The organism is Actinomyces viscosus (assembly GCF_900637975.1).
In the GTDB taxonomy this organism is placed as follows: Bacteria; Actinomycetota; Actinomycetes; order Actinomycetales; family Actinomycetaceae; genus Actinomyces; species Actinomyces viscosus.
Genome location: NZ_LR134477.1, coordinates 2,055,082 through 2,069,088 on the forward strand (window position 1 = coordinate 2,055,082; position 14,007 = coordinate 2,069,088).

Sequence of the window (14,007 nt, forward strand, 5' to 3'; positions counted from 1 at the left end):
CCTTCGGACTTGACATTGTCTCAGCTACAAATCTTTTGAAGTCAGAACAATATGGAGCTTGGTATCGAGATCCTTGGAATTTCCCCGAACTCGACGCAAACTTCACCAAAACCCTCGACGCATCGACGCTTGGGATCGGAAAAACATCTAGTGGCATTAATTTCACCAGTCCACCATCTTTCCTCCCCTTCGACTTCCCTAAGAGTTTCTTTGCAACACGACCAGCTGTCACACAAGACCTTCAATCATCCCTAGCTTTCGCTGCAGCGGCATTACAAGTCGCTCCCAGTCTTCATGAATCCCTCGAAGATTGGGTCTACGGCTGGCGTATGCGTAATGGAAAATTCGCGGGACAATCGTCGAACGAGTGGACTCAATATACCGGCACAAAGAAAGACATTTTACAATCAGAATACTCAGCCCAAACCGATATTACCTCATGTTTTGCCTCTATCGACCACAAAGAAGTTTCAGACTTCGTATATAAAACCGTGGGAAAAACGACCGCTGCCAACATTATCAACAGCGTTCTAGAGCAGCATGCCACAACCCCGGGGCGTCGAGGGTTGCCGCAACGCAGTAACGCAGCCTCTATTCTCGCTCAACTCGCATTCTATTATATCGATCTACGCATTTCCGAAAGGCTATTTACAGGGCGAATTACTAGCGCTCGACGATGGATGGATGACATTAGCTTCGAAGGTAGTTACGAAGAACTTCACGACCTTTTAACGGTAATTCAAAACGACGCCCGTCGGTTCGGTCTCGAAATCAATACTTCAAAAACAAGCATCATCACATCCACTCAGCTTGTACAAGAAATCGAAGAAGAAGAGAATAAACTTATTGAAGTGGAGCCGGTCATTGTCGATGCAGGATATGACGAGCCTCCACTCATATTTTACGACGATTCGTTTCTAGTCGACCTCGAATCGGAGATACTTGCCAACCCATCGAGATTCAGTCGCCCTACAATTGGAAGGTTATTCAGGGGCGTGTATGGGGGTTTAGGGGTTCGGTGTGTTGAATGGGTGACGGCTCGTTGGTCTGAGAGAATCAGATTGCTACATGAAACCTCTCAGGAACGAGCCGTCATGGGTAAGGGTATCACAGGCCTGGACAGAACGCAGTTGAGCTGCCTGGTGGAAATGGTGCTGGGTGATACTGAGATCTCCTTGGCGCCAAGAATTCTTGGCCCACTGGCCGCGGTGCGGGCGACGTTGATGTATTTGCGCACCAACACCTCCCAGGAGGCGATCGCCGAGATCATGGGGGTGTCACAGCCGACGATCTCGCGGGCGATCTCGGTGGTCACCCGGATCATCGCCAGGGTCTTGGGGCCTGTGCTGGCGACCGTCGAGGAGGTCCCCCATGGGGGCGTGCACATCATCGACGGTACGCTCCTGCCGTGCTGGAGCTGGAAGGATCGGACGGACCTGTGGTCGGGCAAGCACAAGCGCACCGGCCTGAGCCTGCAAGTACTGGTCAGCCCCGCCGGGCGCCTGCGGTGGGCCTCAGACCCGCTACCGGGGGCCACCCACGACACCAAGGCCATCACCACCTCCGGTCTCTTGGAGGAGATCGACCCCTCCTGCTGCATCGCCGATAAAGGCTACATCGGAACCGGGGTTCTCACCCCCTACAAGAAACCTCCCAACAGTGAGCTCACCAAGGCCCAGAAGCAGGCCAACAAATCCCTAAATGAAATCCGGTATGTCGTGGAGAGAACCATCGCGCACATCAAATCCTGGAAGATCCTGGCCCACGACTACAGGCGCCCCCTGCACACCTTCAAAGAAACTATCACAGCCACCCTAGCCCTCTACGCCTACACCAACCCCTGAATAACCTTCTTGGTAGAGTTTTGAAGAGCCTAAAACATCATGGGTTTTATAATCGGATTGAAGATTGGGCATCAGAGGCCCCCCGCATGCCTCATGCCGCAGATCGACTTGGTCGATTCATTCTATCAGGCAGAGACCACCCATTCTTCCCTCTAGACCTTTCTGACTGGGCCGCAAAGTCTATTTCGGCTCCACTTACATCTCTCCCGTGGGTGCGCGCCCAGTACGCGATTTCGGTACCTTCAAATGAAATAAAAACTGATCTTAGAGATCTGCTTTGGTCATGGATTGACCAAGGAACATCAATACACTGCCTCGCTATCGCGGCGGACAGGTTATCACGACTAGAACCCAGAACATTTAAAGTTCGGGCACACTCGATAATCGATGAGAACCCTGGACCACAAAGAGATAGAATCTTGGCGCTCGCCCTCCTTAATGCCGGATCCCCTCATAGCCAAGTAGCCAGACTTCTCCGCAGAAGCCCGGCCAATAAAATTACATTAAAGTATCTAGAATGGTGTAACTGGAAGACGCCGAAGACAGCACCAGACTACGATCCAACATCCATCGATGAGCACCCTTAACTCAAAGTGAATGCTCGACACGGCCCTATTTTGAATAGCGGCAACCTGGGTGAAGCCAGCACGCAGGGCAGCCTCGTCGGAGATGTCTCCCCCACCGTCGGGCTCTCCACCGAGTCTCCGTTTGCCGGTGGCGGCAAAAGTGTTAGGCGGATCGCAGCTGTGGCATGGGCGAGGTCAACGGCTGCGTAAGTCGCGCTTACGACTCCTAAGTAAATGTCTGGTTGTCACGGCACAGAATCGGCGTAGTGTTGGTTCCGCCCTGGCGGAGATTGTCTCTTGCCAGTCATCGACGTCGCGGTCGTACCTTAGGTCTCGCGTTCGAGGGGTAAAGGGTACGAACGCGCGATATAAGGCACGAACACGTGGACACCTCATCGTGCTTTCGCAATAGACCCCAGGACCACGTGGATATCCACGACTCCTCAGGCGGCGTGGAAGCGCTTGTTCGCACCCTGGCGAGTCATACCCAAGATGTCCCCTATTGCCTGCCACGATAGGCCAACATCACGGGCTTCCATCACAGCCTCATCGAGCGCACGCTCGGCGGCACGGAGCCGTATCTGCGCGACCGCAATTCTTGCGAGGGCAGGATCCTCGACCGTGGCCACAGGATCCGGACCATCCCCGTTGTTGGCGTTCTCGACCTCGTCAAGCATCTCTTCGGTGGGCTTCATATTTCAATTCCTCCTCAAGAACTTCTCGCGCGCAGACATAGCATGAAAGACGAAGTCGTCATCATTGACACCGACCTCGATCAGGTGACCGGACCGAGAAGGACCGACGACGATGACATATCCGTCGAAATAATGGACTGTCACGGGATTGTTCAGCGCATGGTCGATATCCTCTCGTGTGAAGCCGTGCTTCCACGCACTCTTCAAAAACCCCATGATGGCAACTATATTTGCCACACAACACAGATGTCAACCTTTGTTACCAACGTACAAACTGCCGCGGCCTACAACCGCGGTAGGACCAAGCTCAGGATGTCAGTGCAGGCTGCCATGATGAGACCTGCCTCCCTTCGGCACCTCCTCCCGGAACGTCCATGTGTCCTTGCCGGGGAAGGAGAGGTCAGGAAGGAGGTGAGGGCCGTGTCCAAGCCGAAAGGCCAACGCACACACGTCCGCAAGGGCAAGGTAACGGCCCGGAAGGTGAGCGACGTTCTCAACGCAATCGCTCGCCTTGTCCGGGCCGTCGGTGTCCTTGTGGATGCCCTCAGCAAGTGGTTCGGATAGACCAGCCACTTGCCAGGGGAGTCAACCGGCGGCAACCGGGTGGCTCCCCACTATTATGGCTGGCGCCGCTCCGCCATGTCCACCAACCGACGAGACTCATGAAGGATGCCCGCGAAGGAGGCTCGGTGCCTCATGTAGGACTGCCCGCGAAGTCCGTGGAGCACGGTGGATACGAGAAGCGGCGCGCCTGGCGTGGGCCGTTGCGGGAGATCTAACTCGGTACACGTCTTCGCGCTGGGTGACGGTCTCCGGAATCCCGCGAGGTCAGGTGGCACGGATCCACCTGAGGTGGACACTCCGGTCGTCGACGGCTCTTGCGGCAGGTCGTGTTGCGCTGGGCTTGATCGGTGCCACCTCAGGTGGCCGGATGTAAGCGCAGGTCACACAGCCGACAACGGTATATCTGCACTCCGCCGCCGGGCTGAACTGGATCCGGTGAGTCATGCGGGCCCGAGGCTGGCCTTGACCTCGTCCCAGGGGATGGTGCCGTGCTCAGCGATCTCGGCACGGGCGTCGTCAGCGGCCTCAATGTCCGCCAGGTCCTCCGCCGCCTGGGTGAGGCGCTCCAAGTCGTCGGCGCCGATCACCGCAGCTACGCGGCGGCCCCGGCAAGTCAGGAAGACGGGCTCATGGCTGGCGCAGGCGTCGTTGACGACATCGTCGAGCCGGCTGCGCGCAGCGAAGACAGGCAGATCGGGCATGGCACCCAGTATGGGCGAAGGGCGCAAATATGTACGCCTTGTCATCAAGAAGCGACTCGGGCTCCGCCTCTCCCGTCCCCTCACTGGGGTAGCCTCTGCCCTGCGGGATTCTCCTCCCGGAACAACAGCGATCCGCGCAAAGCCGCGCCGCCCCGGCAGGCTCGGCTCCCGCGCCTCATCCGCACCCCACCGCCCCATCACCAGCACACTCCACCAATGACGCTCCTCCTCCCTAGCCTTCAGGCAGAACGCATCCGGCGCTCCATCGTCGACTACCTGTCGACGACCTTCGCGCTCACGGACGCCGAGCCCAGGCGGGTGCTCGCCGACTTCCTGGAGGACGAGAAGCAGGGCGTCTTCGTCGGCCCCTTCGTGCGCCTGCGCCTGCCCTACCTGGCCGCGAGCGCGCCCGCCGCCGGCCCCGGTGCGACCTCCCCCGCCAACCAGACCACCCCGGCCGACAGCCCCCTCAACTGGGACCCGGGCCTGGCCCCCTACCAGCACCAGGAGGACGCCTACCGGCGCCTGACCACCAAGGCCGGCCACCGCCCCGAGCCGACCATCGTCACCACCGGCACCGGCTCGGGCAAGACCGAGTCCTTCCTCCACCCCGTCCTCGACCACGTCCTGCGCGCCCGCGCCCAGGGGATCACCGGCATCAAGGCCCTCATCCTCTACCCGATGAACGCCCTGGCCACCGACCAGGCCGGCCGCCTCGCCCGCCTCATCACCAACGACCCCGCCCTGGCGGCAGTGCGCGCCGCCCTCTACACGGGCGACTCCTCAGCCCAGCCGCGCAAGCACGTCACCGCCGACTCCCTCATCACCGACCGCTACGTCATCCGCGACGACCCGCCGGACATCCTGCTCACCAACTACAAGATGCTCGACCAGCTCCTCCTGCGCCCCGAGGACCGTGAGCTGTGGCGGGCCTCGGCGGCCTCCCTCACCTACCTCGTCCTCGATGAGTTCCACACCTACGACAGCGCCCAGGGCACCGACGTCGCCATGCTGCTGCGGCGCCTGGGCCTGACCCTGCGCGCCCACCTGCCCGCCGACGACCCCCGCCAGGAGGCCTTCGCCGCCTCCCCACTGGGGCCCGTGTGCCCCGTGGCCACCTCCGCCACCCTCGGCGACGGCGCAGATCCCTCCCGGATGCTCGCCTTCGCCCGTGACGTCTTCGGGCCGGACCTGCCCGCCGACGCCGTCGTCACCGAGACCCGCGCCGACCTCGACCAGTGGGCCGACGCCCACCGCCGCGCAGCCACCGCCAAGGGCCTGACCGGCCTCGCCCGAAGCTTGAGGTCCCTGCCCGGTGAGAACCTGCAGGCCCTGGCCCGGCTCGCCCAGGCCGCCTCCCCCGCCCCGGAGGAGCTGCTGCGCGGTGTCGTCGCCCACCTCTACGACCTGCCCGAGGACCTTGAGGACACCCTCGACGCCGCCGCCCTGGCCTCCGCGCTCCAGGCCCACCCGGACGTCCTGGACCTCGTGCGCGCCGCCGAGCGCTCCACGCGGCTGTCCGAACTCGCCCACGCCCTGCTGGGCCCCGCCCACGAGCCGGACCTGGCCCGCCGGGTCCTCTCGGCGATCCTGGCGGCCCTGTCGGTGGTGCGCGCCGGGCTGGACGGCCGCCCCGACCGGCGCGCGGTCAACGTGGAGGTCACCCTGTGGATCCGGGAGGTCACCCGCGTCGACCGGGCCCTGAGCTCCCTGCCCGCCTTCCGCTGGAGTGACGCGATCGCCGAGCAGCACCAGGTCGACGAGCCGGCGCGCCCGGCCCTGTACTGCCGCTCCTGCGGGCGCTCCGGCTGGGGAATCGTCCTGGCCCCCACCGGGCAGCAGGAGAAGGAGGACCAGTCCCACGTGCGCCGCGACCGGAAGATCGGCGACCCCCGCTTCCGGGCCCTGCTGCACGCCCCCGGCGAGGACGCCGACTACCGCGCCCGCCTGGAGGCCGGGGAGCCGGCCCCGCAGGCCCACCACCCCGGGCTGCGCTGGTACTCCGTCAACAGCCGCGAGCTCCTCACCCGCCGCCCGGCCGACGACGACCCGGAGGCCAAGGAGGGCCTCATCCTGCCGGTCCTCACCCTGACCGGCGACGAGCGCAGCATCGCCGAGGACTCCACCCGCGACGTGTGCCCCTCCTGCGGGGACAAGGACTCGATCCGCTTCCTCGGCTCGGCCGTCGCCACGCTCCTGTCGGTGTCACTGACCACCCTGTTCGGCGACGACGCCCTGGACGACGCCGACAAGCGCGCCCTCATCTTCACCGACTCCGTGCAGGACGCCGCCCACCGCGCCGGCTTCGTCAACCAGCGCTCCCACACCATGAGCCTGCGCTCGGCCTTGCGGGGGGCGCTCACCGCCGAGATGCCCATCGAGGAGTGGGCCGAGGCCGCCCTCGACGACGCCCAGGCCAGCGCCTTCGACCGCTACCGGCTCGTCCCGGCGGACCTGACCGAGCACAAGCGCTTCAAGCCCTACTGGGACCCGCAAGCCCCGGTCTCCGGGCGCAGCCGGGCCAAGCCCCACGTGCGCCGTCGGCTCCTGTTCGACATCGCCCTGGAGGTGGGCCTCCAGTCGACCTACGGGCGCACCCTGGAGGCCACCGGCTCGGTGAGCGTCCACGTCCGGGCCGGCGAGGCCGCCGCCCTCATCGACCTGGCCCGCCAGGCCCTCGGCGGTGGCCGGCAGGGCGCCCTCGACGGGTTCGAGGACCTCACCGACGCGCGCCTGCTCACCTGGGTGCGCGGCACCCTGGAGCACATGCGCCGCGACGGCGCCATCGACCACGAGTGGCTGGCGCGCTACAAGCGCGACGACGGCAAGCGCCTGTGGATCTGGTACAAGCGCAACCGCGACCAGGGCCAGCCCGCCTTCCCCACCGGGCGCGCCGCCCCCGCTTTCCCCCAGGTGGGTGGCGGCCTGGACACCCGCAAGTCGGCCTTCGTGCCGGCGGGCTCATCCAGGTCCTGGTACGCCACCTGGACCCGCAAGTGCCTGGACGTGGTGCCCACTCACGCCGCCCGCCTGGCCTGCGCCCTCCTGGCCCACCTGGCCGAAGCCGAGATCCTCACCGCCACCAGCACCGACAGCGGCGGCACCGTCTACGGGCTGCCGGCCGGACGCGTCGTCATCTCCCCGCTGGGCGAGACCGCCGGTGAGGCCCTGCTCCTGGTGTGCGGCACCTGCCGCACCCAGCTGCCCGCAGCCGCGGCCACCGTCGGCCAGCTCGACGGCGCCCCCTGCCCGGCCGCCGCGTGCCCCGGCCACCTGGAGGCCGGCCCCCACCCGGCGGAGAGCTTCTACCGGAGCATGTACGCCGGGGCCCACGTGCGCCGGGTCGACTCCCACGAGCACACCTCCCTGCTCGACGCCAACGAGCGCGCCAAGGTCGAGACCGGCTTCAAGCGCCCCGATCAGCTGCCGGGCGACCCCAACGTCCTCGTGGCCACCCCCACCCTGGAGATGGGTATCGACATCGGGGACCTGTCCACCGTTATGCTCGGCTCCCTGCCGGCGACGGTCGCCTCCTACGTGCAGCGGGTGGGCCGCGCGGGGCGCCGCAGCGGCTCGGCGCTCGCCCTGGCCTACGTGCCCGGCCGGCGCAACCAGCTCCCGGTGCTCGACGAGCCCACACGCCTCCTCAACGGTTCGGTGGCGCCGCCGTCGACCTACCTGGGGGCCGAGGAGATCCTGCGCCGCCAGTTCCTCGCCTCCGTCATCGACACCCTCACCCGCGAGAACCACCCGGCCGTCCCCTCCGGCGGCCACAGCCGCGCCACTGCCGAGACCGCTCTGGGCGCCACCGGGGACGGCTCCCTCATCGCCACCATGAGCGAGCGGATCGAGCGCGACGGCCCCCTGCTTGCACAGGCCTTCACCGCCGCCTTCACGACGCGCACGCCGGCGCTCGACCGGCTGACCGCCTGGGTGGTTCAGGACGGTGGCGCCGGACCCCGCCAGATGCTTGAGCAGGCCGCCGCCGAGCACCGCGCCGAGTCCGAGCGACTGCACCGCCAGGAGCGCCAGATCCGCGAGGCCCTGCCCGAGCTGACGGTGGTCGCCGACCGCCCCAACGCCACCGAGGAGGACGCCCGGGCCCTACGCGCCGCCGAGGGCGCCCAGAAGGCGGCCCAGACCCGGATCTTCGAGCTGAAGCAGGAGCACTGGGTCTCGGCCCTGGAGCGCCACGGCATCCTGCCCAACTACACCCTCATCGACGACTCGGTGCGCCTGTCCGCCCGCGTCTCCTGGCGCGACCCGGAGACCGACGAGTTCCGTACTGAGCCCTGCGACGTCGAGCGCGCCTCCGTCCACGCCCTCAAGGAGTTCGCCCCCGGCGCCACCTTCTACACCCGCGGCCTGGAGATGGGCATCGAGGGCATCGACGCCTCTGACCTGCAGGACCAGGCGCAGTGGTGGCTGACCTGCGAGGCCTGCGGGTACGTTGACGTCCACGGCCCCCAGGAGCACGCGCCGGCCGCGCCCCCTCAGTGCCCGAGGTGCGGTGACACCGCCATCGCCGACGTCGGGCGGGCCCGGCGGGTCATGCGCCTGACCCGGGTCTTCGCCGACGTCTCCAGGGACGACGCCCGGATCGGGGACTCCAGCGACGAACGGATCCGTACCCACTTCGAGGTCCTGCCCCTGGCCGACATCGACCCCACGCGCGCGGTGCGCCAGTGGAGCGTGGAGGCCTCCGGGTTCGGGCTGGCCCGCTACCGCGCCATGAGCCTGCGCTGGCTCAACACCGGGCGGGCCCTGGCCGGCCAGAGCGTCGACCGGGTCGCGGGCATCGCCGTGGCCTCGCGGGACTTCCGCCTGTGCGAGGCCTGCGGCAAGCTCGACACGAGCACCGGCACCTCCTCCGCCCGCGAGCACCGGCCCTGGTGCCGGCACCGCAGCGACCCGGTGGAGCACGCCATCGGCGTCGACCTCATGCGTGAGCTGAGCACCGAGGCCCTCGCCTTCGTGCTGCCCCTGGGCTTCGCCACCGACCGGGTGGGGGTGGAGTCCCTGGCCTCCGCGATCCTCCTGGGCCTGGAGATCACCACCGGTGGGTCCCCCGACCACCTGGGGATCGTCGGCGTCCCCCACCCCGTCGCGGGCGGTGCCCCCGGCGAGACCCGCCCCGCCCTCCTCCTGCACGACACCGTCCCCGGAGGCACCGGTTACCTCACCGACCACGACGACCCCGCCCGGCTCTGGCGGCTGCTCGTGCGCACCGGGCAGCGCCTGGCGACCTGCCCGTGCCGGGCCGAGGGCAAGGACATGTGCCCCGACTGCCTCCAGCCCCACGCCGTCTCCGGCGACGTCACTCGCGCCGCCGCCTTCCACGCCATCGGCCAGCTCCTGGGGCTTGAGACCGCTGACACCGAGGGCCAGTTCGCCGGCCTCGACCCGGACATACCCCAGTGGACGGTCACCGACGAGGCCGTGCGCGCCGGCACCGGGGAGAGCCCCCTGGAGGTACGCTTCCGGGCCGCCCTCGCCGAGCTGATGAGCAAGGAGATGGCCGTGCGCACCATCTCCGACCCCTCGGGCGCACCCGCCCTGGAGATCGACGGGGGCCGCTGGAGGATCCGCCCCCAGCTCGACGCGAGCGGCACCCGCCCCGACTTCACCTGCCTGCGCCCCGGGGGCCGCAGCCCCATCGCCATCTTCACCGACGGGCGCAGCTACCACGCCAGCCGCACGCACAACCGCCTGGCCGACGACGCCGACAAGCGCGCCCGGCTGCGCGCCGCCGGGTACCGGGTCGTCTCCGTCGGCGTCGAGGACCTGGACGGACCATGGGACCCGGCCTGGCTCGATGACAACGCCGTCGCCCGGCTCATGAACGGCTCCCTGGGGCCCGCCCGCGCAGGCAGCGTCACCGAGCAGGCCGTCGCCGCCTGGCGCGGCGGGCCGATGGCCCTGCTGGAGGCGATGCTCCTGGACGACTCGGGCTGCCCCGACACCGGCCCCGACCCCAGCCCGGAGGCGAGAGCCATGAGCGCCCTGGCCGACTCCGTCTGGGGGCCGCTCGTTGTCGGCGCCGCCCAGCGCCTGCCCCTGAGCGAGAACGCCTCCCTGCACTACTCCCCCACCCAGGAGGCTGGCGCGGACCCGCTGTGGGAGGCGCTGCGCGCCCTGCGGCCCGAGGACGACCTGCCCGAACCCGGTGGCGCCACACCCGACGGCACCGAGCCCAGCGGCGCGGCCCCGGCGTCCGGAGGCGGCACCACCGGGGCCAGGACCTCAGGCTCGGTGTTCGCCATCCCCCACCTCGCCCTGGCGGTCCGGCTCACCGGGACCTCCACCACGGGGATGGCCCTCGTGCTCGACGACTCCGAGGAGGCCCTGGCCTCCCCCGACCACGCCGAGGCCTGGCTGACCTGGCTGCGGCTGAGTAACGTCCTCGCCCTGGCCCAGAGCCCCGTGGACATCACCACCACCAGCCGGGCCCTGGCCGAGCTGCGGGCCCGCGCCGACACCCGGACCACCGTCACCGACGTCGCGGGCAGCCCCGCCACCATGCACGATCTCGGCTGGGACGACGTCGACCGGGACCTCACCCCCGCCGCCATCCTCACGCTCCTGCCCCACCTGGCGGCCGCAGGCGTCCCCCACGAGGGCGACGGCGTCGAGCTGGCCGGCGGCATCATGACGGACCTGTCCTGGGCCGCGCCCAAGGTCGCCGTCCTGGCCGAGCCGCAGGAGGGCGACGTCGAAGCCCTGACGGCAGACGGTTGGAGAGTCGTCGTCACCGGGGACGATCCGGCCCGCACCACCGCCGACATCTGCGCGCTCATCCCCGAGCTCCTGGAAGGACACTGACATGCCCGCGATCCTGTGGCCCAGCAGCAAGACCAAGGACGCCACCACCAAGGACCCGTCCCTCAGGGCCAAGATCGGGCCGTTCATCACCAAGCTCGCCACCATGACCACGAGCTCGGGTCTGCACCTGGAGCACATTCGCGGGGCGCAGGACCGGCGTGTGCGCACCGCGCGCGTCACCGACTCCTACCGGGCCGTCCTGTTCGAGCTGAGCGCCGAGGCCGGGCCCGTCTACGTCATCCACGGCATCTGGCAGCACGATGAGGCCAACAAGATCGCCGAGTCCGTCACCGTCGGCATCAACCCCTACAACGGGACCACCGAGGTCACCCACATCAGGGACCTCATCGCCCAGGACGCCGACGCTGTCGAGCAGGCCAGACGCGCCGCCCAGGCCGAGCTCGCCGCCGCCCAGCGCGAGACCGACGAGATCGCCCGCGAGACCGCCCGGATCCAGGCGGCCAACGCCGAGGCCCGCCGCCGCAACGAGGAGGCGGCCAAGGCCCCGGCTGCCGGGCCTGCTGCCGCCCCGGACGCAGGACCTGCCTCGAAGACTGCGGCGGGCCACCGCGGTGAGGACCCCCGCAGTAGGGGCGGGGCTGTTCCTGTGGCCGGCGCCGTCGTCGTCCCCGGGCGCGACCAGGCACCGAGATGGCCCGAGGGCCTGAGCGTGGAGGTGCTGCGCGACGAGCTCGGTATCGATGTTCGGCTGGGCGCCGCGGCGCTCGCGGCCACCCGCGAGTCCCAGGTCCTCGACCTGGCCGCCACCGCCCGGGTCGCCTGGCAGGGTGAGGCCCTGCTCAACCTGGCCACCGGCTCGACGATCGCCGACGTCCGTGAGGACTTCGGGCTGCTGCCCGCCGACGAGGTGGCCTGCGACCCCACCGACGCCGACCTCATCGCCGGCCTGCGCACCCGTGCGGCGCGCACCACCTTCACCTGGCTGGAGAGCGACGAGGACCTGCGCCGCGCCATCGAGGGGCTCACCTTCGCCGAGTGGCAGCTCTTCCTGCACCCTCAGCAGCGCGCCCTCGTGGAGCGGCACGCACGTGGCCCCATGCGCATCTCAGGCGGCGCCGGAACCGGCAAGACGGTCGTGGCGGTGCACCGCGCCGTCGAGCTCACCGAGCGGGATGAGGCCGCGGGGCAGGAGCCTCGGATCCTGCTGACGACCTACACGCGCAACCTCGCCGACGACCTGCGCCGTCAGCTGGCCCAGCTCGCCCCGGAGCTCGCCTTCACCGAGAAGCTCGGCGAGCCCGGTGTCCTCGTCAGCGGCCTGGACCGGGTCGCGCGCATGATCCTCCAGCGCGCCGGGGACGCCATCGCCCAGACGGCGCAGCAGGTCATCGGCCAGCCTCGCCGGCAGGTGCTCACCTACCCCCGGGCCGATGTGTGGCAGGAGGTCCTCACCCTCATGGGCGACGAGCTGCCCGAGGGGCTGCGGTCCGCCGACTTCCTGGAGTCCGAGTACGAGATGATCGTGCTGCCCCAGCGAGTCACCACTCTCCAGCAGTACCTGCGCGTGCGGCGGCCCGGGCGGGGCGTGGCCCTCGACCGCTCCAAGCGCGCTGCCGTATGGAAGGCTGTTGAACGCTACCGGGACCGCAGCGCAGACCTGGGCGTCACCTCTTTCTCCGAGCAGCTCGCCCTGGCTGCCGCCTGGCTGGACCAGCAGGCGGAGCGAGGGGTGCCCCGGCCCTTCCGGCACGTGCTCGTCGACGAGGCCCAGGACCTGACGCCCGCCCACCTCCAGCTGCTGCGGGCCCTGGTGGAGGCCGGGCCGGATGACCTGTTCCTGGCCGAGGACTCCCACCAGCGGATCTACGGCAAGAAGATCACGCTGAGCCACTACGGGATCCAGGTGCGTGGGCGCTCGCGGCGGCTGACCCGCAACTACCGGACCACGCGCCAGAACCTCGACGCGGCCTTCGGGATCCTCGACCCCGGCGCCTACGAGGACATGGAAGGCCAGGCCGAGGAGCACCGTTACGTCTCGCCGCGCTCGGGGCCCGAGCCCCTGCTCCTCCATGCCGCCGACCGCGCCGAAGAGCTCAGCAAGGCCGCCGAGCTGCTGAGCCGGTGGCTGGAGCAGGACCGGGACAGTGGGGAGAGCGCTCCGGAGACCATCGCCGTCCTCGTACGCGACCGCTACCAGCGCGACGCCGTTGTCAATGGCCTGGCGCAGCACGGGGTGGAGGTGCGCGCCGTGGATCGTGAGGCGGCCGGCCGTGGCCGACCGGTGGTGATGACGATGCACCGGGCCAAGGGGTTGGAGTTCCGCAAGGTCCTGCTCTTCGACGTCTCACGCAGCGCGATCCCCCGGTCGCTGCGGGACCAGGAGTACTCCGAGGCCGATGGCGCGGACGCCCTGCTGCGGGAGCGCTCGCTGCTGTACGTGGCCGCGACCCGTGCCAGGGACCAGCTCGCCATCTCCTGGGCCGGTGAGGCCAGCCCCCTCATCACCGCCCTCACGCAGTAGGCCCTGCCTCCTCGCCTCCGCGCGCTACGGGACTCCGCTCTGCGATCCGTTGCGAGGACACCAAGCCACCCGTACGCCAAGCGATCCGCCGAGGCAGACGCGCCGGCGGGACATCAACGCAAAAGTGTCCGCCAGGGACGACTTTGACGGAGGCACCTTCAAGGGGCTCTCGCATCTGCGCTGGTCAGAGCGTTTTGGGCCAGCGGCGCCGGCCCGCGGCGGCTTCAAAGTCGTCCCTGACGGACAAAACCGCCCCCACAACCCCCACGAACAGCCACCCCGCGCACCCCAGAGGCCACCGACTGAGACGCTGTGGACGTCGATCACGTTGCG

The 14,007-nt window shown here is 68.1% G+C and carries 6 protein-coding genes and 1 pseudogene; 5 read left to right on the plus strand and 2 right to left on the minus strand.

All coding sequences use genetic code 11. The features are described from left to right. Positions 1-329 precede the first annotated feature (329 nt). A pseudogene (locus EL340_RS15960) lies at positions 330-788 on the plus strand (RNA-directed DNA polymerase); the annotation flags it as partial. 306 nt (positions 789-1,094) lie between these two features. Beyond that, positions 1,095-1,844 carry a transposase family protein gene (locus tag EL340_RS15440; protein WP_197722279.1) on the plus strand — a complete coding sequence of 250 codons (750 nt, stop codon included), beginning with the start codon at positions 1,095-1,097 and terminating at the stop codon, positions 1,842-1,844. 1,009 nt (positions 1,845-2,853) lie between these two features. On the opposite strand, the gene EL340_RS08800 is transcribed toward EL340_RS15440, so the two are convergent. Then, the gene (locus tag EL340_RS08800; RefSeq protein WP_126414280.1) at positions 2,854-3,105 is read right to left on the minus strand and encodes a hypothetical protein; all 252 of its coding nucleotides are present in this window, start codon (positions 3,103-3,105) and stop codon (positions 2,854-2,856) included. A 42-nt stretch (positions 3,106-3,147) separates the two neighbouring features. On the opposite strand from EL340_RS08800, the gene EL340_RS14940 reads away from it, so the two are divergent. Next, a complete protein-coding gene (locus EL340_RS14940) occupies positions 3,148-3,669 on the plus strand; it encodes a hypothetical protein (RefSeq protein ID WP_164719317.1) in 522 nt (173 codons plus the stop codon). Positions 3,670-4,109: 440 nt separating this feature from the next. Here EL340_RS14940 and EL340_RS08820 read toward each other — a convergent pair whose 3' ends face one another. Beyond that, on the minus strand, positions 4,110-4,370 hold the full coding sequence (locus tag EL340_RS08820; protein WP_232022960.1) for a type II toxin-antitoxin system Phd/YefM family antitoxin: 261 nt from the start codon (positions 4,368-4,370) through the stop codon (positions 4,110-4,112). A gap of 216 nt (positions 4,371-4,586) precedes the next feature. Here EL340_RS08820 and EL340_RS08825 point away from each other — a divergent pair, with 216 nt between their 5' ends. Both EL340_RS08825 and EL340_RS08830 read left to right on the plus strand, forming a co-directional pair. Further along, positions 4,587-11,192, plus strand: coding sequence for a DEAD/DEAH box helicase (locus EL340_RS08825; protein WP_126414283.1), 6,606 nt, complete (start codon positions 4,587-4,589; stop codon positions 11,190-11,192). 1 nt (position 11,193) lies between these two features. Further along, the gene (locus EL340_RS08830; RefSeq protein WP_126414284.1) at positions 11,194-13,674 is read left to right on the plus strand and encodes a UvrD-helicase domain-containing protein; all 2,481 of its coding nucleotides are present in this window, start codon (positions 11,194-11,196) and stop codon (positions 13,672-13,674) included. Positions 13,675-14,007: the final 333 nt, after the last annotated feature.